The following is a 21,963-nucleotide window of genomic DNA, read 5'->3' on the forward strand; positions in this document are numbered from 1 at the left end:
TATGTCTTTTTATGTCATAAATCATATACATTTTGACATTCATATATATAACGTACACTATAATCCGAAAAGGACAGCTACCTAATATGGCCGCTGTCCTTTTGAACTTTTTATGAAATTTTCTTTTTCCATATCCCTAACATAAGGGCAGATACAATAGAACCTATTAATATAGAAAGAATATATAGAACTGGTTTATTCACTAATAATATAACAAATATTCCACCGTGTGGCGCTGGCAATGTAATTCCAAATAACATCGATAATGCACCAGCAAGACTTGAGCCCACAACACAACTGACAATTACACGGATTGGATCAGCAGCCGCAAATGGTATTGCCCCTTCTGTAATAAATGATGCCCCCATAATATAGTTTGTAAAACCCGATTTACGTTCTGCTTCTGTAAATTTCGCTTTAAAAAGTGTAGTTGCAAGTGCAACCGCAAGCGGAGGTACCATTCCACCAGCCATAACAGCTGAATGCACACCAAAGTTTCCAGCCTCAATTGCAGCAATCCCAAATGTAAATGCTGCTTTATTAATAGGACCACCCATATCAATAGCCATCATTCCACCTAAAATAAGCCCTAATAGTATAGCATTCGCGCCACCTAAACCATTTAACCAACTCGTTAATGCCTCATTTAAAGCAACAACAGGAGGATTTACAACTTTCAACATTAATACCCCTGTAAGTAACAAACCAAGTACCGGATATAATAAAACAGGTTTAATTCCTTCTAATTGTGCTGGTAAACCTGCTAATACTTTCTTTAAACCAAGTACAATATATCCAGCTAAGAAACCAGCAATTAATCCACCTAAAAATCCTGCATTTGCTTGCGCTGCTAAAAATCCACCGACAATACCAGGCATAAACCCTGGGCGATCCGCAATAGAACTCGCAATAAATCCAGCTAATATCGGAACAAGGAATTGGAATGCCCCTTTACCACCAATTGACATTAATGTTTCTGCAATCGGCCCTTTCGTATCGATACCACCAAAGAAAAAGGCTAGTGCAATTAAAATACCGCCACCAACAACGAAAGGTAACATATTACTAACACCATTCATTAAATGCTTATATATACCAAATCCTTTTTCCTTCTCTGGCTCCTCTACTTTTCTATTTTCTTTTATTCCTTTAAAAATCGGGGCTTCTTGATTCACAGCTCGATTAATTAGCTGGTCTGATTTCCGAATACCATCTGCAACTGGTACTTGAATAACATGCTTTCCAGCGAAGCGATTCATTTCTACTTGTTTATCCGCCGCAACGATAATAGCTGTTGCACGCTCAATATCCTCTTTCGTTAATCCATTTTTCACACCAGTAGAACCATTTGTTTCGACCTTAATCGCAATTCCTAATTCTGCTGCCTTTGCCTTTAGACTGTCCGCAGCCATATATGTGTGAGCGATACCAGTCGGACAAGCTGTTACCGCTAACACATATGGTTCATTTCCTTCCGGTTTTGTTACTTCACTTTGCTCATCTTCTTGTTCATTTTCTTTTTCATCGAACAAATGAAGAAGCTCCTCTTCACTTTTTGCTTCTAACAGTTGTTTGCGAAACCCTTCATCCATTAATAACGTAGATAGACGAGATAGTGTTTCTAAATGTGTATTGTTTGCTCCTTCACTAGCCGCAATCATAAAGAATAAATGAGCTGGTTTTCCATCAAGCGACTCATAATTGACACCGCTTACACTTCGTCCAAAGCAAATAGCTGGTTGTTTGACTGCTTTTGTTTTGGCATGTGGAATAGCAATCCCTTCACCAATTCCAGTTGTACTCTGCATTTCACGCTGTAAAATAGCCTCTTTAAATTCCTCTTGGCTATTCAATCTTCCTGCCTTTTCTAGTTTCTCTACTAATTCATCGATGACAGCTTCTTTTGCTGAAGCTGTCAAATCCATGATAACGGTATCCCTTTTTAAAAGTTCTGTAATTTTCATATTCTGTTCCCCCTACCGCTTTGTAATCATTACTTGCGATAATAATTCCTCTACTTTATCTTTCGTACATAAATCAGCTGAAAAAGCTGTTGCACTTCCTGTTGCTACACCATAACGAATTGCTTCTTCAACATCTTTCGTTTTTTCATATATCCCCACAAAACCTGCAACAAGAGAGTCTCCCGCTCCGACAGAATTGATAACTGTTCCTTTTGGTACGGTTGCCTCATATATTCCTTCACTTGTAAATAATAAAGCTCCATCTCCTGCCATAGAAACAATTACATTCTGTACACCTTGTTCAATTAACTTTTTTCCATATGGAATAATTTCTTCTACTGTTGAAAGCTTTTCTCCAAATAATTCTCCAAGCTCATAATGATTCGGCTTGATTAAAAATGGCTTATTTTGAGTCACATACTGAAGCGCACTTCCGCTCGCATCAACAATGACGTTAATGTGACGTTCTGCTCCAAAAGCAGCAATCGTTTCATAAAATGTTTTTGGAATCGATGCTGGAATACTACCAGCTAATACAAGATAATCACCAGCCTGCATATTTTCAATTTTGTTCATCAACTGCCCGAGCTGCTCATCCGTAATAACAGGCCCTTGCCCGTTCAGTTCTGTTTCTTCCTGTCCCTTTATTTTCACATTAATACGCGAATCTCCATCTACATGAACAAAATTCGTCCTAACACCTTCACTTTTCAAAACATCTTCAATAAATTGACCTGTGAATCCACCTATAAAACCGAGCGCTGTATTATCTATTCCCATCCGATGAAGCACACGGGATACATTAATCCCTTTCCCACCAGGAAATTTCATATCTTTTTCCGCTCGATTGACAGTTCCCAGTGTGAAATACTCTGCTTGAACAACATAATCAATCGATGGATTTAAAGTAACTGTATAAATCATCATTTATCAACCTCAATTACATTTGTTTTTCGTTTATATTCTTCTTGCTCTCCTTCTAATGCATTTGTAATAATTGTCGCTTCTTCAATACTTGCAATTTTCGCAAATGCAACTTCGGCAAATTTACTTTCATCTATTAAAAAATAGCCTTCATTCGCTAATGTTAACGCCCTTTTTTTCAGCAACGCTTCTTCAGGATCAGGTGTTGTATATCCAAGCTGTTCATGTACACCATTCGCCCCTAAGAAACACTTATCAAATCGATACTGCTGCATACTTTCCTGTGCCATCGCACCAATTAAAGCCTTTGTTCGACTCTTCATCATCCCACCAAGCAAGTAAGCACGAATATTATTTTCAACTAGCGCTTCAATATGCATAAGTCCATTTGTTACAACTGTAACTTCTTTCTCTATTAAATACGGAATCATTTCAAACGTTGTACTTCCCGCATCTAAATAAATACAATCACCTTTTGCTACAAAAGACGCAGCATGCTTAGCGATTTGTTTTTTCACTTGAATGTTTTTGGCGGATTTTTCAACCATCGTAGGCTCTTCACCTTTTCCAGTTAATACAGCAGCCCCGCCATGGACTCTTTTTAATAAACGCCCTTTCTCTAATTGCGCTAAATCACGACGGATTGTTGATTCTGAACTTTTTGTTTCTTCCACCAACTGTTGTAATTTCACTACTTTTTTCTCTTTCACAAGCTGTAAAATTAGCTGATGACGTTCAGGAGTTAACATATCACTCACCTCTTCTTTGATTACAGTATAATGAAATCGGATTCAAAAATCAATCAAAAACATTCAAATTCATTCAAATAAAACCACTAAACCGTTCAATAACATTCAAAGAACCTTCTTGATACGTATCAAGAAGGTTCTTTGAATTATCTTTATCCTTTATAATGAAGCTCTATAAATCTCTACTACATCTTTTTTATTTAATTTTTTAAAATGACCAAATTCACCATAAACCATCGCTTTTTCAGCCATTACATCAATTTTCTCTTCTCCAATTTCATAGTCAGCTAAACGAGACGGTGCTTCAATAGATGTCCAGAAGCTTCGCAACGCTTCGATACCTTCCACCGCAATTTCCTTATCCGTTTTCCCTTCCGTCTCTATATGAAACACACGCACCGCAAATTGTTTAAACCGATCTACATTTTCATCTAAAACATGCTTCATCCAATTTGGGAATAAAATCGCTAAACCACCGCCATGTGGAATATCATACACAGCTGAAACGGCATGCTCAATATTATGCGTTGCCCAATCACCACGGACACCCATTGCTAAAATGCCATTTAGCGCCATCGTTCCACAATATAAAATTGTTTCTCGATGCTCATAGTTCTCTAAACCATTTAAAAGTTTCGGGGCTGTTTCAATGACTGTTTTTAAAATAGATTCACAATAGCGGTCTTGTAATTCTGTATTTGAACCTTGATGAAAGTATTGTTCTAATACATGGGACATAATATCAACCATACCATAAATAGTTTGATTTCTTGGTACAGAAGCTGTATGCGCTGGATCTAAAATAGAAAACTGTGGGAACGTAACAGGACTACCCCACCCATACTTTTCATTCGTTTCCCAATTTGTAATAACAGACCCTGCGTTCATCTCAGAACCTGTCGCCGCAAGAGTTAGTACTGTACCAAATGGTAAAGCTTCATTTGCAAATGCTTTCTTTGTCACAATGTCCCATACATCACCATCATATTTACTACCTGCAGCAATTGCTTTCGTACAATCGATGACACTTCCACCACCGACAGCTAAAATAAATTCAATATCATTTTCTTTACAGATTTGAATTCCTTTATTTACAGTAGATAAACGTGGGTTCGGTTCAACGCCTGTTAATTCAAAAATTTCTGCATCAATTTCGTTTAATATAGAGATTACATTATCATATACGCCATTTCGTTTAATACTCCCCCCGCCATATACGAGAAGAACCTTTTTACCATACTGAGGAATCTCTGTTTTTAATTGTTCTAATTGCCCTTGCCCAAAAATAAGCTTTGTCGGATTACGAAATATAAAATTTTGCATAATTCCCTACCCATCCTTCCAATATAAAAGTTACTATACTTTTGTATAACATATTTTGTTCATTTCACAAAAATATTTGCTTCATAAAGTGAATCTTCCATCAGTGAAAGTTAGCTCTCACCAATCAGATTTTCCCTCCCCCTACCTTCTTCACCTCTCTTTAAATCTTGAGTTGTGGGATATTACTACCTATGAATAGCGGAATAAAAAAAATCCCAGCCCAAAGGCTGAGATTTTTTATTGATAATACGGTGAAATCATTAAGTAAACAATAACACCAGAAAGACTTACGTATAACCAAATTGGCATCGTCCAACGTACAATCTTACGATGACGAGTCAATTGGTTTGTAAAACCATATACAAGCGAGAATAATGCAAGCGGTACAATAATTGCCGCAAGGAAAATATGCGTAATTAAAATAAAGAAGTACACATATTTAATGATACCTTGCCCACCAAAATGCGTTGCTGGTGCTAAATAATGATACGATAAATATGAAACACAAAATAGCACTGTTGTTGTAAATGCCGCAAGAATAAAACCTCGGTGCATCTTTACATTCTTTTTAATAATAGAAAACAATGCTGCCAATAAAAATACAAATGTAAAGCTATTAAAAATTGCATTTAACATCGGCAAGATTGTTACATCAAAATGTACCTCTCCTTTGTAGCCAACAGGTCCAAAAAACAAAAATAAAATAATCGCATTGACAACTACAGAAAGCGTTATCACAATAGGAGCATAGCTTTTCTGATTTGTTGATTGATCTATCAAATTGTTCACTCCCTCTTCCTCTTTTACATATGTATAGTTAACCACACTATTTTAACATATTATTCATAGTGCAAATGTGACAATACTTTGACACACTGAAATCAAACAAAGAAAAAATCCTTCTTAATCATACTTCTTAAGAAGGATCTTATCGCTTTATTATTGAAATAGCAATTCGTTTAGTTTTTATTAAAAAACATGTCACTATATGCTTGAAAAATCTCTGATACTTGATATCCCATTAAAGAAATTGCTGTTAATGAAAAGAAACCAATCATAAGAAATCGAAACCACATATTATTCTCCTCCTTGTATTTAGCTTATAAACAATACGCTGTATTACAAGTCGGATAACAATCTCCTTCTTCGGCTTCTTTTTTCTTCACAATGGCTGTTATAAACCGAATCATAAAGAATGTGATAAAAGGAAGTTCCGTCTGTTTTATATTGGCATAGTTGAGCAACGGTTCCCGCTCTAAATCGGACGGAGATGAGAAGGAATAGAACATACCTTGCTCTTCCATGTACACAATAACAATTTTTAAACAAAATAAAATTCCAAGAAATGAAACAATATCTTGCCAATCTGTTGTATACAATACATTATAAAGATCCAATACGTACTCTTCCATTATCACCCCTCCTTCCTTTTTTACCATTTTCCTCGTCCGCATATAAAAAGTCAAGAAAAATGTTTTATATACACCGTGGCAATAGTGATTACATAATTTCCACTTGCACTTCTTGCTCCTGTAATATTTGAACGATTAACTCAAGCACTATTTTTTGCAGTAACTGATACCTAACTAATCCATTACTTTGCTCATTAGAACACCCCATTGTATATTCAATTCGCTGTACAACATAGCCTTCTACCAACAACTTTCCTTTTTCAATTGTTACTGAATTCTCTTTTGACTTTAGAACTTTTTGAGAAAAAAATTTACTATCTGTCAAAACAATTTCTTGTAAAACTTCTTTAATTTCTACTTCTTCTTGAAACATCACTCTTTCTTCTAAACTAATTTCCGTTTTATACTTCCCTATTTCAACTGGCAGTTTCGTCGTTACATAGTTACTCCTTTTTTTTTCGTTTCTCTGTTTTAAATTCAAATTGTGTATAGGAACCCATAAAGATTGCTCTAACTGATTTTCCCCACTATGTTTTATATAATTCTCACTCGAAAATTCTAGAAAAATCCTCTTTTCAAAAAGCTTTGAAGAAATTAAACGACAATATGGCTGTTCGTTATAATGATGTACCGTAGCTAACAACTTTGTATCTAACTCACGAAATATTTCATTCTCTTCGTTTTGAAATACAAATACTTCTTCATTCGTACTACTCACAATAGGCGAGATTAAAAAATCAGCCACTTCGGATATGGTATGAAATGGTATTTTAATTGTCATGAGACCTGCTAATCTTCCTTCTTTTAATTCAGGAGGTGAACTTTCTTCCATCCCAATCTCTGAAGGTGAACTTTCTTCCACTTCACTCTCTGTAAATAGATTTTCTTCCATCCCGATCTCTGAAGATGAACTTTCTTCCACTTCACTCTCTGTAAATAGATTTTCTTCCATCCCGATCTCTAAAGGTGAACTTTCTTCCACTTCCAGCTCCGAGATTATTTTATGCTCAGAAAAAATTTTATCTATCATTTTATTACTAATCCATGGCTTATTCATCGTCAATCACTTCCTAACTGATGAATTGAGAGACTTATTTATTTTTTAAACACATAATCGTTTCAACATTATATATGTTTTATAATAAAAAAAAAGACATCAACTTTTATTATAAAAAAAGACGATGTCTGTCTATTTTTTAAACTTGTACTTGCTGTACTTGTAAGATGTTCAAAGTAAGATCTAGTACGATTGTTTTACGAAGTTCGCTACATGACTTGTTCAAGTTTGTTAAACATGGTGAAAAATCAAACTCATAAAAATCAGCTCTGACTAATTCACAATACGGTTGTTTATTGTAAAAAACTAAATTTCCAAAAGAATTTGTATCTAACCGGGGTAAATAGACACCCCTAGGATTAATCAAGTGGGATGTAGTATCTAAAAAAGCTACCAATAAAGGCTGTGTTATAAAATCACCTGCTGTCAAATCTAGGAATCTAGAAAACGAGATATTAACAATCCGACTATACAATAATCCATTATACTGATCGGCAACATATTCAATGTTATTTCGAATATAGCCCTCTACAAATAATTTTGCTCTTGTGACTCGGCGATAATTGGTACCTGGTACCGACGTAAACGCTACAGGAACTAACTTACAGTGTGTTAAAAATACATTTTTCAACACACGTTTAATTTCGATTGCCAAAGGATCCAATGAAATATTTGCTTCTACAACAACTTGAATTGTTCTCTCTGCTAATACAACCGGGATTTTTACAATTGATGTTGTCGGTGAACTTTCTTCCACTTCACTCTCTGAAAATGGATCTTCTTCTATTCCAATCCATGAGGAGGCATTTTTTTCCACTCCACTCTCTGAAAATGAATTTTCTTCTATTCCAATCCATGAGGAGGCATTTTTTTCCACTCCACTCTCTGAAAATGAATTTTCTTCTATTCCAATCCATGAGGAGGCATTTTTTTCCACTCCACTCTCTGAAAATGGATCTTCTTCTATTCCAATCCATAAGGAGGCATTTTTTTCCACTCCACTCTCTGAAAATGGATCTTCTTCTATTCCAATCCATGAGGAGGCATTTTTTTCCACTCCACTCTCTGAAAATGAATTTTCTTCTATTCCAATCCATGAGGAGGCATTTTTTTCCACCTCACTCTCTGAAAATGGATCTTCTTCTATTCCAATCCATGAGGAGGCATTTTTTTCCACTCCACTCTCTGAAAATGGATCTTCTTCTATTCCAATCCATGAGGAGGCATTTTTTTCCACTCCACTCTCTGAAAATGAATTTTCTTCTATTCCAATCCATGGGGAGGCATTTTTTTCCACATTCAGCTCAGTGCTTATTTTATGCTTAGAAAAAATTTTATCTATTGGTTTATTACCGATCGGTTTATTACCGATCCACGGTTTATTCATCATCAATCACTTCCTAACTGATGAATTGAAACGTTAAAACTATATGTCTATCATTTTTCATAGAATATCCTAACTTCTATCCTCCTACTTTTACCACGAATTGACAAAATTATTCAAATTATGTAACATAATTTTGTCAACATGATATGCAATGTATATACTTTTTATTCATATTTCATTGTTGATGAAATATTCTACAGAACAACTTTAAGTAATTTTTACTTTTAATTACCAAGATGAGTAGCATTTTTGGTATTTTTTGTTTTCATTCTGAAAAAATCTCATCTTCATGTTCTGAGAAAAGAAAACGCTTAATCGAGGGACCTTACTCGTTCCCCCGAATTTATCAATTTAACCATTAATAAGGCAGAAAAACTCATTAATGGAAATAGAGTCATTTATCAAAATATGGAGGGGTTATTCATGTCTGTCTATGCACCACAAGAAATTACTGAATTGGCCGCAAGTTCAGGTCAAAAAAAGGCACTTTTGCCGCTACTACCTATGTTAATTCTAGGTTTTTTTGGCGGGGCTTTCATAGCACTAGGTTATTTACTCGATATTCACGTCATTGGAACAATGCCAAAATCTTGGGGATCCTTTACTAGTTTTCTAGGAGCTGCTGTTTTCCCTATTGGCTTAATTCTAGTTATTCTTGCCGGTGGCGAACTAGTGACCGGTAATATGATGACCGTACCAATCGCTTGGTTTTCAAAAAGAATCTCTTTCTTTAAAGTATTAAAGAACTTAACAATTGTTACGATTAGCAATTTTATTGGCGCTGTATTTGTGGCCTATTTTTTCGGCCACATCGTCGGATTAACAGAAGGGCAATTTTTAGCCAAAACTGTAGCTATCGCTCAAGCAAAACTACATGACACACCAATACAAGCATTTGTCTCTGCTATTGGATGTAACTGGCTTGTTTGCTTAGCAGTTTGGCTCAGTATGGGTAGCAAAGAATTCACTGGAAAAATAATTGGCATTTGGTTCCCAGTTATGACCTTTGTTGCAATTGGCTTTCAACACGTTGTTGCCAATATGTTTGTTATTCCAGCCGCCATCTTTGCAGGGCATCTAACTTGGATGGAATACTTACCAAATTTCATTGTTGTCTTCTTTGGAAACTTAGTCGGCGGTATGCTATTTGTAGCGCTCCCTTACTTCTTGGCTTATAACAAACGAGAGCAGTCTAATAGCAAAACAACGGAATTAAAGAAAGAATCTATAACTGCTTAACAAAAAGAATTTAAGAGAAAACCTATAGTACACTTGTTCTCTTCTCTTTTATACGTTATAATAACAACTTAAATAGCATTATTTACATATGAGGTGAAGATATGAATAAAACAGAATTAATTAAAAATGTAGCACAAACAGCTGCAATTTCTCAAAAAGAAGCTACTGTAGTTGTACAATCTGTAGTAGAATCAATCACAAATACTTTAGCAGCTGGTGAAAAAGTACAACTTATCGGATTCGGTACATTTGAAGTTCGTGAAAGAGCTGCTCGTACAGGCCGTAACCCACAAACAGGTGAAGAAATGCAAATCGCAGCTTCAAAAGTACCTGCATTTAAAGCTGGTAAAGAACTAAAAGAAGCAGTAAAATAATGAAAAATAGCCTTCTCGCTTATGAGAAGGCTATTTTTTATGTTTAAAATGTTATATTCTTCGTTTATGCTCTCTAATTAATGAAATTAACTCCATTATAAAAAGACTCGTCAAACTTATAATCCTAATTGGATAATTAATAAAAGCCCTTCCTACCCCTTCATGTGAGCTAAATAACATTGGAACTACCCATGGATAAACAACATTTCCAGGTACATTTACTAAAATTAAATTTAGAAATAACACTGTGCATAAAAGTATCAACACAGATAAAAAACTTTTCCATGAAAAAATAAAAAACAAGCTAGATCCAATACTAGCTTGTTCTATCACGCTTTTGAGAATCGTTCAAACACTTTCATTAATTCTTCAATTGCTTCGTCTCCATTACCATCTTTAATAGCATTAGAAACACAATGATTTGTATGATTTTTAAGTATCCCCATACCAACCTTCTTCATTGCAGCATTAATAGCTGAAATCTGCACTAAAATATCAACACAATAGCGATCATTTTCAATCATATTCTGGATACCACGTACTTGCCCTTCAATTCTCTTTAACCTATTCATGATTTGTTCTTTTTCTTTATCCGATCTATGGGTAGTAACCTCTGTTTTTTCATTATGATCCATTTTATCACCTTCTTAAAGTTTATCCCCATCCATAGGGAACAATGCCCCCATGAGTATACCAATTATAGCATTAAACTTACATATGGTGATACCCTATATAAGAATCAAATAACAACCTATATCCTCTATTTATTCGTTACTTATATGACAAAACTCAACTACGAAAGCAATTCCCACACAAATTCACTTCTACTAAAAAAACAACGATTAGAATAAATTGCTTACAAAGCGCAGTGCCTTACTTAAAACAGTTGGCACTACTGATGCATGATTCTCTCCCTCAGCTTCATAAAATGCAAATCGAAACTTATTATGTTGCAAGTTCATTAAACGCTCAGATAATGCATTTGCATCTTGAACCATATGATCTCTTTCTAATGCTCCCACTGTCAGAAAGACTCCGACTTCAGAACTCGCTCTACTCAGTTCATTTATAAACGTTGCTTCCTTTTCAAGAACAGACTTATTATTCCACCAAATCGATGGGCTACTGATGAAATAATTTTGAAAGGCGTTTGTATTTGTAAACAATACATGTAAAGCGAATAATCCACCAAGCGAATGTCCAAATATTGTTTGTTTTTCTTTATCAATCTCAAAATTCTTTTCAATTTGCAGCTTCAATTCATCTTGAATAAATGCTAAAAACTCACTTGCTCCTCCTGACTTAGGCCATGGTTTCCCATCTGGTTTCGGCGGTGCATCCACCGAAGGCGAAGAAGGGGTAAAATCGTAGCACCTTTCAGAAGCCGCAAAAACTCCTTCGATTGGATAACCAACACCAACAATAATTGATGGCGCAACCCCTGTTTTTTCTACTCTTACCGATTGAATGTTCATAGCTTCTTGAAACGTTTGAAAAAATGCATTTCCATCTAATACATAAATCACGGGATATCCAGAGTCTGGAGCAGGTTGCTTTGGCTTCGAAATATAAATTTGATACTCACGATTCCCTAGTCTCGAATACATCTTCCATTGCTCTATATTCGAAATAGTAACATCCGTTTTTTCAATACTAGTATTCATGTAATTCTCCCCTCCTTTTATCATTTTAGCTAGTTACATATATTTCAGTATTTTCTTCTTGGAACACACTATCATAACCGAAACATACAGGAGCCCCATTATATGGGTCTATCATGACGCGTGCATCAATATGAAATACATTTTTCAGCACTTCATTCGTAATAATTTCTATTGGGTTTCCTATTGTAACAATTTGCCCCTCCTTCATTGCAATAATTTCATCAGAAAATCTTGCTGCATGATTAATATCATGCAGTACCATAACTACCGTACAATTATGCTCCCTATTTAATCGTTCAACAATTTGCAATACTTCTAATTGATGAGACATATCAAGATATGTAGTCGGTTCATCTAATAATAGAACTTCCGTTTCTTGTGCTAATGCCATCGCTAACCATACTTTTTGTCTTTGTCCACCGGATAAATTTGCAATTTGGCGTTTGCGAAAAGCAGTCGTTTTTGTAATATCCATCGCCCATTCAATAATTTCTTTATCTTTAGATGATAATTTATTTACATTGTTTCGATGTGGATAGCGTCCATAAGAAATCAATTCTTCTACCTTAAGCTCTCCCGGAGCAATTGGGTTTTGCGGAAGTAATGCTAGCTGCTTCGCAATTTGTTTTGTAGGAATTGTATGTAAATCTTGTCCTTGTAAATATACCTTACCACTTTTTTGTTTTAAAATTCGGCCCATTGTTTTTAACAATGTAGATTTCCCGCATCCATTTGGTCCAATAATTGTCGTTACTTTTCCTTCTTGTATTTCTACATTTAAATCACGAAAAACCGTAAATTTTTCATAACTCGTTTCTAAATTCTCAGCGCTTAGAACCTTCACTTTCTATCACTCCTCTTACGCCTTTGCTTTGTATAACAAATATAGGAAATATGGTACACCAACAATCGAAATTACAATCCCAACTGGTAATTCAGCTGGTGCAAAAACAGTTTTTGCAATAAAGTCCGAAGCAATCACGAGTAACATTCCAATTGCACCGCATACAGGAATTACATGATTATGATGAATGCCGACCAGACGTTTCGCAATATGTGGTGCCATTAGACCAATAAATCCAATGCTTCCTGAAATAGAAACACATGCACTCACTAACCCAATACTACTTAATAATAAAATCGATTTTTCTCTTTCTACTGAAACTCCTAAACTTGTTATACTCGTCTCTTCCAATTGAAATAAGTCGAGTAAATACGCTTTTCTTTTGATAATTGGAATTAAGATAATGAGCCATGGCAACATAGCAATAATATACTTCCAGTTTGCATTATATATACTTCCAGAAACCCATACAGCAGCCATTTCAAAGTCAGTTGCTTTCATCTTCAATGATAAATACATAGAAAATGCTCCGAAGCCTGAACCTATCGCAATCCCCGTTAACAAAAGACGCTGTGAATCTAATTTTCCATTTCGCCAAGAAAACATATAAATTAATATAGCAGCACCTAGCCCGCCGACTAGACCAAACAACGGCATCATCATAATAGAAATCCAATCTGTGCTTTTCATTTGTCCTTGGAAGAAAAACATAAAGATCACAATTGCAGTACCCGCTCCCGCATTAATCCCTAAAATACCAGGATCAGCTAAACCATTTCTTGTAACCCCTTGAATAACAGCACCTGCAATCCCAAGACCTAATCCTACTAATCCTGCGATTACGATTCTCGGAAGCCTGAAATCAAATATAACTAAATCATGTTCAGGTACAGGATCAATTCGAAATAGCGTTCGAAATACATCTGTAATCGTAATATCAAACGTACCATTCGTTAAACTAATATAAATTGCACTCAAAATTAAAAGTATGATAATACTCATTGTCATTACATAACGCGACAGTGCATCTCTAAGCATGCTTCTCCCCTCCTCTTGTTCTAATTAAATAAAGGAAGAAAGGAATTCCAATTAACGAGGTAACGACCCCTATTGGCGTTTCAAATGGATAATTTACAAATCTACTTAACACATCACATAAAGCTAGAAAAATGCCACCAATTACACCGGCACAAGGTACAATCCATTTATAATCTACCCCGATTAAAAAGCGAGTAATATGAGGAATAATGAGTCCTACAAAACCAATTTTCCCGACTAAAGCAACCGCAGTACCTGTTAAAAACACAACAGATAGAATTGCAGTAGCTTTTACAAGCTTTGTACGTTGTCCTAAATTAATAGAAACCTCTTCTCCTAACGAAAGAATCGTAATAGATTTTGAAATTAGAAGGGATAAAATAATGCCAACTATACCGAAAGGAATTGTTAACTTAAGTACATTCGGATCCACTTGATCTAATCTTGTGTTATACCAAAAACTAATATTTTGAGAAACTTGAAAATAGGAAGCAATAGCTGCAGAAATACTACTTAAAAACGTCCCTATAACAGTTCCTATAATCGCCAATCGAACTGGTGATAATCCATTCCGAAGCAGTGAACCAAAACCAAAAACAATTCCTGCCCCTAATGCCGAGCCAAGCATAGAACATAAAATCATATTTACTGAAGACATTCCTGGAAGAAATACCATACACATCGTAATAACAAAAGCTGAGCCATCCGTCACACCCATAATAGAAGGGGATGCAAGATAGTTTCTTGTCATCCCCTGCATAAGTGCTCCTGATATGGCTAGAAAAGCTCCAACTAAAAGAGCCCCAACTACCCTTGGTAAACGAGAAGTAATAATAATATTATGATTTACATTTCCTGAATCAAAATGAAACAGTGCATTCCAAGCTGTTTCAAAATCGATATTTTTTGCCCCATATAAAATAGATAGCATAACTGTAAATAAAATAAATATGGGCGCTAAGCATAAAATTATCATTGGTACTGCATTTATTTTCCGCATATCATTCAACGCACCTTACTTATTTAGATAAATTTTTCACTACTTCTTTTAAAAATGCTGTTTTACTCCAAGCAGTACCACCTTGCGCGATTGGATCAACAGTATTTACAAATACTTTTTTATCTTTTACGGCATTCATACTTTGCCAAATTGGATTACTTTCTAATTCTTCTAACACTTTTGGTTTATCATTTTCGCTTGCCTCATATTGCAAGAATACATAATCTGGATTGACTTCAGCCAGTTTTTCTAAAGAAATTTTTTCTTGTGCTTTTACAGCTTTAATTTGTTCTGGAACAGTTAATCCTAAATCTTTATAAATTACAGGATTGAAGTATACTCCTTCTGGATAAAGGTATAAGTTATTCGCTCTTAGTCTTATTACAAGCACCTTTTTATCTTTTAATTTATCTCCAATCTTTTCTTTTGCTTTTGCAGCATCAGCTTTATAATCTTTAATAATTTTTTCTGCTTTATCTTTTTTACCAGAAAGTTCCCCCATCAGCTTTAAATTGTCTTCCCAATCTGTTGAAACATGTGATATTGGGAACGTTGGAGCTACCTTCGCGAATTTCTCAGATGCCTCTGGTGGGAATTTTGAACTAGATGTAATTACATCTGGTTTTAATTGAAGTAACGTTTCAAAATTGGGTTGCATTTTCTCACCAACAGATTTTGCACCTTCTAAATCTTTTGCTAAATACTCAGGTAATTTTCCACCTACTGTAATTGCTCCTACTGGCTTAATGCCAAGTACCGCTGCATCTTCCATAGATTCTAAGCTAGCAGTTACAATGTTCTTTATTTTTGCAGGTACTGTATATTCTTTACCTAAGTATGTAATCTTTTGTTTCTCATCTTTCTTCGTTTCAGTTGCTTTTGATTCTTGTTTTTGTTCTCCTGAACTTTTATCTGCACTGTTACATGCTGCAAGACCTACGCTTAATACTGTGACCATTCCTAGTGTAAATAATTTCTTATTCATGTCTATAAATACTCCTCTCCAAATTTGTAATCTTTAAATATAGTATTTTAGTGAAATATTCTTTCCATGTATCCCCTTACAATACATCTATTTAAAATTAAAACTCATTTATTTCACTTCCCCTAATAATAAATTATCTTTTTTCTATTTATTGATAATGATTATCGTTATTAAGTATATAGTTATAAATGAATTATTTCAAGAATGATTTGAAAAATTTTAACAAAACAAATAAAAAAACAGTATCTATCCTTCATCCAAGATAGATACTGCTTTTTTATTTTTTCTAAAATTCCATATGTAATTCAACAGGACAATGATCTGACCCTATTACTTCACGATTGATTTTCGCATCCGCTTCCTCTAAGTATTCTATAAAACCACCTTTTGCAATAACTGCTCGTAAACCATTTACATTCCACGAAATAAATTTCACTTTTTGTTCCCCCTCTTGATGTCATAGCATTAATACTCGCCTCATATTTTTATTTTCTGCTTACATGCTAACACAAAATAAAGAGACTATCATTTTTTCACCTTTGTAATCTTGCTCTTACATTCGTAAATGCGTACATGTGTACTTTTTTCAGGGTATACTAATTTTGGAGGTGATCCTATGCAAAATGAAAGATTACAATTAGAAACAAGTGTAAATAATTTGACGGATGAACATTGGCAAGCCATTATACACAATGATTCTTCTTATGATGACAAATTTTTTTACGCTGTAAAGACAACTGGTATTTTTTGCCGACCATCATGTAAATCTAGAACACCTAACAAAAATAATGTGCGAATTTTTCTCAATGCAAAACAAGCATTATCCGAAAGGTTTCGTCCGTGTAAACGTTGTAAGCCAAATGGAAGCAAGTTACCTGATGAAGACTGGGTAACACAAATTACAGCGTATATCGATAAACATTATCGTGAAGCATTAACTCTCGAAATACTTGCAGATATGTGTCATGGCAGTCCTTATCATTTACAGCGTACTTTTAAGCGAATGAAAGGCATCACTCCACTAGAATATATACAACAAATAAGGGTTGCTAAAGCTATGCACTATCTTGCGGATACAAATCTAACAATTATGGAAATTGGTTTTACTATGGGTATACCCAACACTGCACATTTTGCAACATTATTTAAAAAGAAAACGGGATATACCCCTACTGAATATCGAAAAATGAATCCTATAAACGAGGTACAATAACATGGAAGCTAAAACAAATCAAATTATATATTGGACGCTATTTGTTCATGAAAATTGGCATATGTATATTGCCGCAACATCAACAGGATTATGCTTTGTAGGATCTCAACATCAAACTTTTGAAGAATTAGCCACTTGGACGAAAAAACGTTTTCCGAAACATACTTTCGTTCAAGAACCCTTAAAGCTAGAACCGTATGTTCAAGAACTAGTAGAGTATCTAAAAAAACAACGTGAAGTATTTACATGTCCTATTGACGTTCACGGAACGCCTTTCCAATTAACTGTTTGGAATACATTACGTGAAATTCCTTATGGAAAAACCTATTCCTACTCAGATATTGCACAGCTTATTCAAAAACCAAAATCAGTACGTGCTGTTGGTACCGCGATTGGAGCCAATCCTCTATTAATTACAATCCCTTGTCATCGTGTGATTGGGAAGAATGGGAAATTATCTGGTTTTAGAGGTGGTTTAGCAATGAAAAAAGAATTGTTAACATTAGAAAAAATATTACTGTAGGTGGTTGAAAATGAAGAATGTTACAATTCCTCTTGAATGGGATGCTCCTTATTTTATAGGTAACAAAACAACGAAAAACTACTGCTTCCCTTGGTGCGAACAAAAACAGTCTCCAAGAAACAATCGAAAATTTAAATCTAGAAAAGAAGCGGAACAAACTGGTTATCAGCCTTGTAAAAATTGTTGTCCTGAGCTTCCATATACAGCGTGGAAAGATGAAAATGACAGCATAACATTAATTGTTCCGAAAGAATTTAGCTTTAAACAAAATTCACACTATCTTTCACGTTCCAAAAATGAATGTATGTTTCACATTGAAAATAATAAAATTTATAGAGTCATTCCGATTGAGGGAGAAAACCCATTAATCGAGACAAGTGTAAATGATGAGGGGAACATCCATGTTCGCTTTTTAGGTGGTGAGACGCCACCTGAGAAATGGGTTCGCGCTACAGTAGCGAGATATGTAAGAGAATGGTTTGATTTAGATACGGATCTAAATCCATTTTACGATTTAGCAAAAGACGATGTACTTCTGTCTACACCAATCAACGAATATTACGGACTCCGTAATATGGGAATCCCTGATTTATTTGAGGCACTATGTTGGGGTATTCTTGGTCAACAAATTAATCTCACATTTGCATATACGTTAAAAAGACGATTTGTTGAATCCTTCGGCGAACATATCGAATGGAATGGACAGAAATATTGGATATTCCCATCACCAGAGTTCATCGCAAATCTAACAGTAAAAGATCTAACAAAATTAAAAATGACTACGAGGAAATGTGAATATCTTATTGGTGTCGCAAAACTCATTACACAAGGCAACCTAAGTAAAGAATCGTTCATAAAAAGCGACCTAAAAGATGCTGAGAAAACATTAACCGACATACGTGGTATTGGACCATGGACAGCAAATTATGTTTTAATGCGTTGTCTAAAATTCCCTTCCGCTTTTCCAATTGATGATGTTGGCCTACATAATGTGATCAAACTTTTAACAGGGTCAGATCATAAACCAACAAAAAAAGAAATAAGAGAGTATGCTTCAGCATGGAAGAATTGGGAATCCTATGCGACCTTTTATTTATGGCGAGTTCTGTATTAAATTCTTCAGCACAACAATAGATAGGTTCATTTCAATAAGTAAAACCTATCTATTGTTCATATTATAAAGTGAAACCAGGAATTATATTCCCTACTGATATCTACTAACGTGAGAATGCCAAATGCAATTACAAGTAAGTATATCATTGAGCAATTAAAAAGAAATTCAGATAGTCTTTTTTCACTACCTGGATTTCTTTTTTTATGCCTGCTCTTCAAATAATCGTGCTATTTCTATAATAACCTGAACAGCTTTTTCCATATTATCTACAGAAACGTATTCAAATTTACCGTGATAGTTTTCCCCACCAGTAAAAATATTTGGCGTCGGCAAGCCCATATATGATAATTGAGAGCCATCGGTCCCCCCGCGGATTGGTTGAATATTTGGTTCAATATCTAGAGTTTTCATCGCTTCATACGCAATATCAACAATTTCCCTGACCGGTTCAATTTTCTCAAGCATATTGTAATACTGATCATTCATCTCAAGAATGATATTTTCTTCACCATATTTTTCTTGCATCTGTTTCGTAATATTCGTGATTGTATTTTTACGAGTCTCGAAGTTATCACGATCAAAATCTCGAATAATGTAATGAACTTTACTTTGCTCAACATCACCATTTATAGAAATAAGATGATAGAAGCCTTCATACCCCTCTGTATATTCAGGTGCCTCTTCTACTGGTAACTTCGCATGAAACTCCATCGCTAACTTACTTGCATTTAGCATTTTATTTTTTGCTGTTCCAGGATGCGTATTATTTCCTTTAAAAGTAAGTTTTGCACTTGCAGCATTGAAGCTCTCATACTCCAATCCCCCAAGCGGACCTCCGTCCATTGTATAAGCAAAAGATGCTCCAAAAGCTTTCACATCAAAGTGAGATGGTCCCCGACCGATTTCTTCATCAGGCGTAAATGCCACTCTAATCTTTCCATGTTTAATTTGTGGGTTATGCAATAAATAATTCATAGCCGTCATAATTTCTGTAAGGCCTGCTTTATCATCTGCACCAAGAAGTGTTGTTCCATCCGTCGTAATCAGGGTATGCCCTTTATATGATGGCAGTTCTGGAAATTGCTCTGGTGTTAAAACAACATTCAATTCCTGATTTAATGTAATTGCCTTCCCATCAAAATCCTCATGAATTTGCGGTTTCACATTCTTTCCTGTAAAATCAGTTGCTGTATCTAAATGAGCTAAAAAACCAATTACAGGAACATCCTTTTCCGTATTGGCAGGAAGCGTTGCCATGACATATCCATTTTCATCCATCGTTACTTCTGTCAAACCAATTTGCTTTAATTCTTCAACTAGTAATTTTCCAAACTCAATTTGCCCCGGTGTTGATGGTACTGTATGACTTTCTTCATTCGATTGTGTATCTACCTTCACATATCTTGTAAATCTTTCTATAAGCTCTTGTTTCAAATTATTTCACTCCTTTTTCATGAACCTCTCTTTATTATAATCCTCATGGTGAAATTTTTTAAAGTTTTTGACTGTAACCATGTCGTTTTTTCATTACTTTTAGTATTTCGCCCCCATTAAAAAGCGTATGTTCTCCCTTGTTCGAAGATATAAAAATATATACTTTCCTCTTAAAATAGTAACAGATCTTATATAGATTTTTTTACTGTAAGTACAAACCAATACATTAGTATTCCCTATTTATAAAATCAAAAATATTCATTTTACTAATGAATGATATTTACATAATATACAAACTAACAAATAGCATGAAATAAGTATATTATCAATAGTACTCGTCTGTTCACTGGTAACAACCCCTATATTAAAAGTAGTTTCACCTTTTGATTACTACACACACATAAAAACTAAAATTATTCATTTTCATTAAAAAGAAGAAATATTTGTATAATTGAATTTCCACATGTAATATACGTAATTTTATATATAATATTAGGGGGATTAAAGATGGGACTAACACTCTTTCGGTATTTTCTTTTTTTCTTAGGGTTAACTTTCTTTGGACTCGGAAACGCCATTGCGGTAAAAGTTAAATTCCTTGGTCTGCATCCATGGGAAGTTCTGAATATGGCACTCTTTCAGCGATTCGGATGGACAATCGGCACATGGAGTGTTATATGCGGTTTATTTCTCGTTCTGGTTTCTTTAGTAGTAGATCCAAAATACATAAACGTAGGGACATTCTTAAATGCACTGCTAATCGGTCCTATTATGGATTTTTTCTTGAGATTGAATATCCTTCCTCATGCTACTCAGTATTTATGGATAAATCTTCTTATTTTACTTGCTGGAATCATAATTACAGGCATTGGAGGTGGCATGTATGTCGCTGCCGGAATTGGTGCAGGACCGCGGGATGGATTTATGCTTGCCATTTCGGATAAAACTGGATTATCTGTAAGTCGTGCTAGAATCATTGTGGAGAGTATTGTGCTTGTAATTGGATACATTCTAGGAGGTCCCGTTTTCATCGTAACATTCTTATACACTTTTATCCAAAGTCCAATATTCCAGCAATCATTTAAAGCATTTCAAATGTTTTTAAATACTTTAGAGAGGAAAAAGAAAGACCACATTAGTGCGAATTTATAAATATATAAAACTTAACAAAAATATAAGAGTCTATATTGAAGACAGTATCATCAAAATAGACTCTTTCTATATTTAAATTTTTAACGGGACACTAGAACAAACGACCTCTTTTTTATAAATATACTACTTTTATTTCTCTATATGCATGAGTACAATTCTCCACCCGTCAGGATCTTCTATTGTAATACCTTTTTCTTTCCAGTATGGATTTTCTGGTTCAACTTCATCATAACCCATTGCATGTAACCTGTTAGTTACTTTTTCAATCTCAGCTTTATGAGTCATATAAAACACCAGTAAGTTATCTTTTGTTGGAGCTGGACATGGACTGCCGTTGATATGCCTTGTAAACTCTAAATGATATTCTACATCAGGTAATCCAAACATAACTCCATCATACCCTTCATGATTATGAAACTCCCCTATCCGTTTTAAGCATAATCCTTCTTCATAAAATGCGATAACTTCTTCAAATTTAGCTGTCGGGCGTGCAATTCTAATTTGAACCCAATTCTTCATGCTTTTCTCTCCTTATATTTTTTATGCTCCTACCTGTTAATATAATCG

Annotated in this window: 22 protein-coding genes and 1 pseudogene; 6 read left to right on the forward strand and 17 right to left on the reverse strand. The window is 34.8% G+C overall.

The window, feature by feature from the left end:
* Positions 1-110 precede the first annotated feature (110 nt).
* From NSQ40_RS18325 to NSQ40_RS18360, 8 genes are all read right to left on the reverse strand, one after another.
* The gene (locus NSQ40_RS18325; protein WP_258248256.1) at positions 111-1,964 is read right to left on the reverse strand and encodes a PTS fructose transporter subunit IIABC; all 1,854 of its coding nucleotides are present in this window, start codon (positions 1,962-1,964) and stop codon (positions 111-113) included.
* A 12-nt stretch (positions 1,965-1,976) separates the two neighbouring features.
* A complete protein-coding gene (pfkB, locus tag NSQ40_RS18330; protein WP_003199302.1) occupies positions 1,977-2,888 on the reverse strand; it encodes a 1-phosphofructokinase in 912 nt (303 codons plus the stop codon).
* On the reverse strand, positions 2,888-3,637 hold the full coding sequence (locus tag NSQ40_RS18335) for a DeoR/GlpR family DNA-binding transcription regulator (RefSeq protein WP_003208052.1): 750 nt from the start codon (positions 3,635-3,637) through the stop codon (positions 2,888-2,890). The genes pfkB and NSQ40_RS18335 overlap by 1 nt, the downstream gene beginning before the upstream one ends.
* 159 nt (positions 3,638-3,796) lie before the next feature.
* Positions 3,797-4,960, reverse strand: coding sequence for an iron-containing alcohol dehydrogenase (locus NSQ40_RS18340; protein WP_003199298.1), 1,164 nt, complete (start codon positions 4,958-4,960; stop codon positions 3,797-3,799).
* A 237-nt stretch (positions 4,961-5,197) separates the two neighbouring features.
* On the reverse strand, positions 5,198-5,740 hold the full coding sequence (locus NSQ40_RS18345; protein WP_033797051.1) for a DUF420 domain-containing protein: 543 nt from the start codon (positions 5,738-5,740) through the stop codon (positions 5,198-5,200).
* A 320-nt stretch (positions 5,741-6,060) separates the two neighbouring features.
* On the reverse strand, positions 6,061-6,372 hold the full coding sequence (locus NSQ40_RS18350) for a hypothetical protein (protein WP_016115838.1): 312 nt from the start codon (positions 6,370-6,372) through the stop codon (positions 6,061-6,063).
* Positions 6,373-6,460: 88 nt separating this feature from the next.
* Positions 6,461-7,429 carry a BC_2427 family protein gene (locus NSQ40_RS18355; protein ID WP_003199291.1) on the reverse strand — a complete coding sequence of 323 codons (969 nt, stop codon included), beginning with the start codon at positions 7,427-7,429 and terminating at the stop codon, positions 6,461-6,463.
* A gap of 139 nt (positions 7,430-7,568) precedes the next feature.
* Positions 7,569-8,246, reverse strand: a complete 678-nt coding sequence (locus tag NSQ40_RS18360; protein WP_097786770.1) for a CsxC family protein — start codon at positions 8,244-8,246, stop codon at positions 7,569-7,571.
* 993 nt (positions 8,247-9,239) lie between these two features.
* On the opposite strand from NSQ40_RS18360, the gene NSQ40_RS18365 reads away from it, so the two are divergent.
* Both NSQ40_RS18365 and NSQ40_RS18370 read left to right on the forward strand, forming a co-directional pair.
* Positions 9,240-10,055: a formate/nitrite transporter family protein gene (locus tag NSQ40_RS18365; protein ID WP_003199319.1), complete on the forward strand. Its 816-nt coding sequence runs from the start codon at positions 9,240-9,242 to the stop codon at positions 10,053-10,055.
* Between the two features lie 101 nt (positions 10,056-10,156).
* Positions 10,157-10,429, forward strand: a complete 273-nt coding sequence (locus NSQ40_RS18370; RefSeq protein WP_258248255.1) for an HU family DNA-binding protein — start codon at positions 10,157-10,159, stop codon at positions 10,427-10,429.
* A gap of 329 nt (positions 10,430-10,758) precedes the next feature.
* Here the strand turns inward: NSQ40_RS18370 and NSQ40_RS18375 are convergent, their stop codons facing one another.
* The 7 genes and pseudogenes from NSQ40_RS18375 to NSQ40_RS18405 all read right to left on the reverse strand — a co-directional run.
* Positions 10,759-11,064, reverse strand: a complete 306-nt coding sequence (locus tag NSQ40_RS18375; protein ID WP_003199315.1) for a metal-sensing transcriptional repressor — start codon at positions 11,062-11,064, stop codon at positions 10,759-10,761.
* A 207-nt stretch (positions 11,065-11,271) separates the two neighbouring features.
* Positions 11,272-12,093: an alpha/beta hydrolase gene (locus tag NSQ40_RS18380; protein ID WP_018765219.1), complete on the reverse strand. Its 822-nt coding sequence runs from the start codon at positions 12,091-12,093 to the stop codon at positions 11,272-11,274.
* A gap of 25 nt (positions 12,094-12,118) precedes the next feature.
* Entirely contained in the window at positions 12,119-12,937 is an 819-nt protein-coding gene (locus NSQ40_RS18385) for an ABC transporter ATP-binding protein (RefSeq protein WP_003199311.1), read from the reverse strand.
* 15 nt (positions 12,938-12,952) lie between these two features.
* Positions 12,953-13,945, reverse strand: coding sequence for a FecCD family ABC transporter permease (locus NSQ40_RS18390; protein ID WP_371388593.1), 993 nt, complete (start codon positions 13,943-13,945; stop codon positions 12,953-12,955).
* A 22-nt stretch (positions 13,946-13,967) separates the two neighbouring features.
* Entirely contained in the window at positions 13,968-14,975 is a 1,008-nt protein-coding gene (locus NSQ40_RS18395; RefSeq protein ID WP_003199307.1) for a FecCD family ABC transporter permease, read from the reverse strand.
* A gap of 19 nt (positions 14,976-14,994) precedes the next feature.
* The gene (locus tag NSQ40_RS18400) at positions 14,995-15,960 is read right to left on the reverse strand and encodes an iron-hydroxamate ABC transporter substrate-binding protein (RefSeq protein ID WP_003199305.1); all 966 of its coding nucleotides are present in this window, start codon (positions 15,958-15,960) and stop codon (positions 14,995-14,997) included.
* A 343-nt stretch (positions 15,961-16,303) separates the two neighbouring features.
* Positions 16,304-16,396, reverse strand: a pseudogene (locus NSQ40_RS18405) (exonuclease III); the annotation flags it as partial.
* A gap of 180 nt (positions 16,397-16,576) precedes the next feature.
* Here NSQ40_RS18405 and NSQ40_RS18410 point away from each other — a divergent pair.
* Genes NSQ40_RS18410 through NSQ40_RS18420 form a run of 3 tightly spaced genes read left to right on the forward strand, consistent with a single transcriptional unit; the run spans position 16,577 to position 18,810 of the window.
* Positions 16,577-17,173, forward strand: coding sequence for a bifunctional transcriptional activator/DNA repair enzyme AdaA (locus NSQ40_RS18410; protein ID WP_018765215.1), 597 nt, complete (start codon positions 16,577-16,579; stop codon positions 17,171-17,173).
* A 1-nt stretch (position 17,174) separates the two neighbouring features.
* Positions 17,175-17,696, forward strand: coding sequence for a methylated-DNA--[protein]-cysteine S-methyltransferase (locus NSQ40_RS18415; protein ID WP_003199379.1), 522 nt, complete (start codon positions 17,175-17,177; stop codon positions 17,694-17,696).
* A 10-nt stretch (positions 17,697-17,706) separates the two neighbouring features.
* Positions 17,707-18,810, forward strand: coding sequence for a DNA-3-methyladenine glycosylase 2 (locus NSQ40_RS18420; RefSeq protein WP_097787288.1), 1,104 nt, complete (start codon positions 17,707-17,709; stop codon positions 18,808-18,810).
* 201 nt (positions 18,811-19,011) lie between these two features.
* Here NSQ40_RS18420 and pepT read toward each other — a convergent pair whose 3' ends face one another.
* The gene (gene pepT / locus NSQ40_RS18425; RefSeq protein WP_003208089.1) at positions 19,012-20,244 is read right to left on the reverse strand and encodes a peptidase T; all 1,233 of its coding nucleotides are present in this window, start codon (positions 20,242-20,244) and stop codon (positions 19,012-19,014) included.
* A 507-nt stretch (positions 20,245-20,751) separates the two neighbouring features.
* On the opposite strand from pepT, the gene NSQ40_RS18430 reads away from it, so the two are divergent.
* Entirely contained in the window at positions 20,752-21,396 is a 645-nt protein-coding gene (locus NSQ40_RS18430) for a YczE/YyaS/YitT family protein (protein ID WP_003199374.1), read from the forward strand.
* A gap of 129 nt (positions 21,397-21,525) precedes the next feature.
* Here NSQ40_RS18430 and NSQ40_RS18435 read toward each other — a convergent pair whose 3' ends face one another.
* Positions 21,526-21,915: a VOC family protein gene (locus NSQ40_RS18435; protein ID WP_003199373.1), complete on the reverse strand. Its 390-nt coding sequence runs from the start codon at positions 21,913-21,915 to the stop codon at positions 21,526-21,528.
* Positions 21,916-21,963: the final 48 nt, after the last annotated feature.

It is taken from the genome of Bacillus sp. FSL K6-6038, assembly GCF_038050455.1.
In the GTDB taxonomy this organism is placed as follows: Bacteria; Bacillota; Bacilli; order Bacillales; family Bacillaceae_G; genus Bacillus_A; species Bacillus_A pseudomycoides.

Excerpts from the sequence above, each read along its gene's own strand:
- NSQ40_RS18325 (WP_258248256.1), bottom strand. The coding sequence starts at position 1,964 with ATGAAAATTACAGAACTTTTAAAAAGGGATACCGTTATCATGGATTTG.
- pfkB (WP_003199302.1), bottom strand. The coding sequence starts at position 2,888 with ATGATTTATACAGTTACTTTAAATCCATCGATTGATTATGTTGTTCAA.
- NSQ40_RS18335 (WP_003208052.1), bottom strand. The coding sequence starts at position 3,637 with ATGTTAACTCCTGAACGTCATCAGCTAATTTTACAGCTTGTGAAAGAG.
- NSQ40_RS18340 (WP_003199298.1), bottom strand. The coding sequence starts at position 4,960 with ATGCAAAATTTTATATTTCGTAATCCGACAAAGCTTATTTTTGGGCAA.
- NSQ40_RS18350 (WP_016115838.1), bottom strand. The coding sequence starts at position 6,372 with ATGGAAGAGTACGTATTGGATCTTTATAATGTATTGTATACAACAGAT.
- NSQ40_RS18355 (WP_003199291.1), bottom strand. The coding sequence starts at position 7,429 with ATGAATAAGCCATGGATTAGTAATAAAATGATAGATAAAATTTTTTCT.
- NSQ40_RS18365 (WP_003199319.1), top strand. The coding sequence starts at position 9,240 with ATGTCTGTCTATGCACCACAAGAAATTACTGAATTGGCCGCAAGTTCA.
- NSQ40_RS18370 (WP_258248255.1), top strand. The coding sequence starts at position 10,157 with ATGAATAAAACAGAATTAATTAAAAATGTAGCACAAACAGCTGCAATT.
- NSQ40_RS18375 (WP_003199315.1), bottom strand. The coding sequence starts at position 11,064 with ATGGATCATAATGAAAAAACAGAGGTTACTACCCATAGATCGGATAAA.
- NSQ40_RS18380 (WP_018765219.1), bottom strand. The coding sequence starts at position 12,093 with ATGAATACTAGTATTGAAAAAACGGATGTTACTATTTCGAATATAGAG.
- NSQ40_RS18390 (WP_371388593.1), bottom strand. The coding sequence starts at position 13,945 with ATGACAATGAGTATTATCATACTTTTAATTTTGAGTGCAATTTATATT.
- NSQ40_RS18395 (WP_003199307.1), bottom strand. The coding sequence starts at position 14,975 with ATGCGGAAAATAAATGCAGTACCAATGATAATTTTATGCTTAGCGCCC.
- NSQ40_RS18400 (WP_003199305.1), bottom strand. The coding sequence starts at position 15,960 with ATGAATAAGAAATTATTTACACTAGGAATGGTCACAGTATTAAGCGTA.
- NSQ40_RS18410 (WP_018765215.1), top strand. The coding sequence starts at position 16,577 with ATGCAAAATGAAAGATTACAATTAGAAACAAGTGTAAATAATTTGACG.
- NSQ40_RS18415 (WP_003199379.1), top strand. The coding sequence starts at position 17,175 with ATGGAAGCTAAAACAAATCAAATTATATATTGGACGCTATTTGTTCAT.
- NSQ40_RS18420 (WP_097787288.1), top strand. The coding sequence starts at position 17,707 with ATGAAGAATGTTACAATTCCTCTTGAATGGGATGCTCCTTATTTTATA.
- NSQ40_RS18430 (WP_003199374.1), top strand. The coding sequence starts at position 20,752 with ATGGGACTAACACTCTTTCGGTATTTTCTTTTTTTCTTAGGGTTAACT.
- NSQ40_RS18435 (WP_003199373.1), bottom strand. The coding sequence starts at position 21,915 with ATGAAGAATTGGGTTCAAATTAGAATTGCACGCCCGACAGCTAAATTT.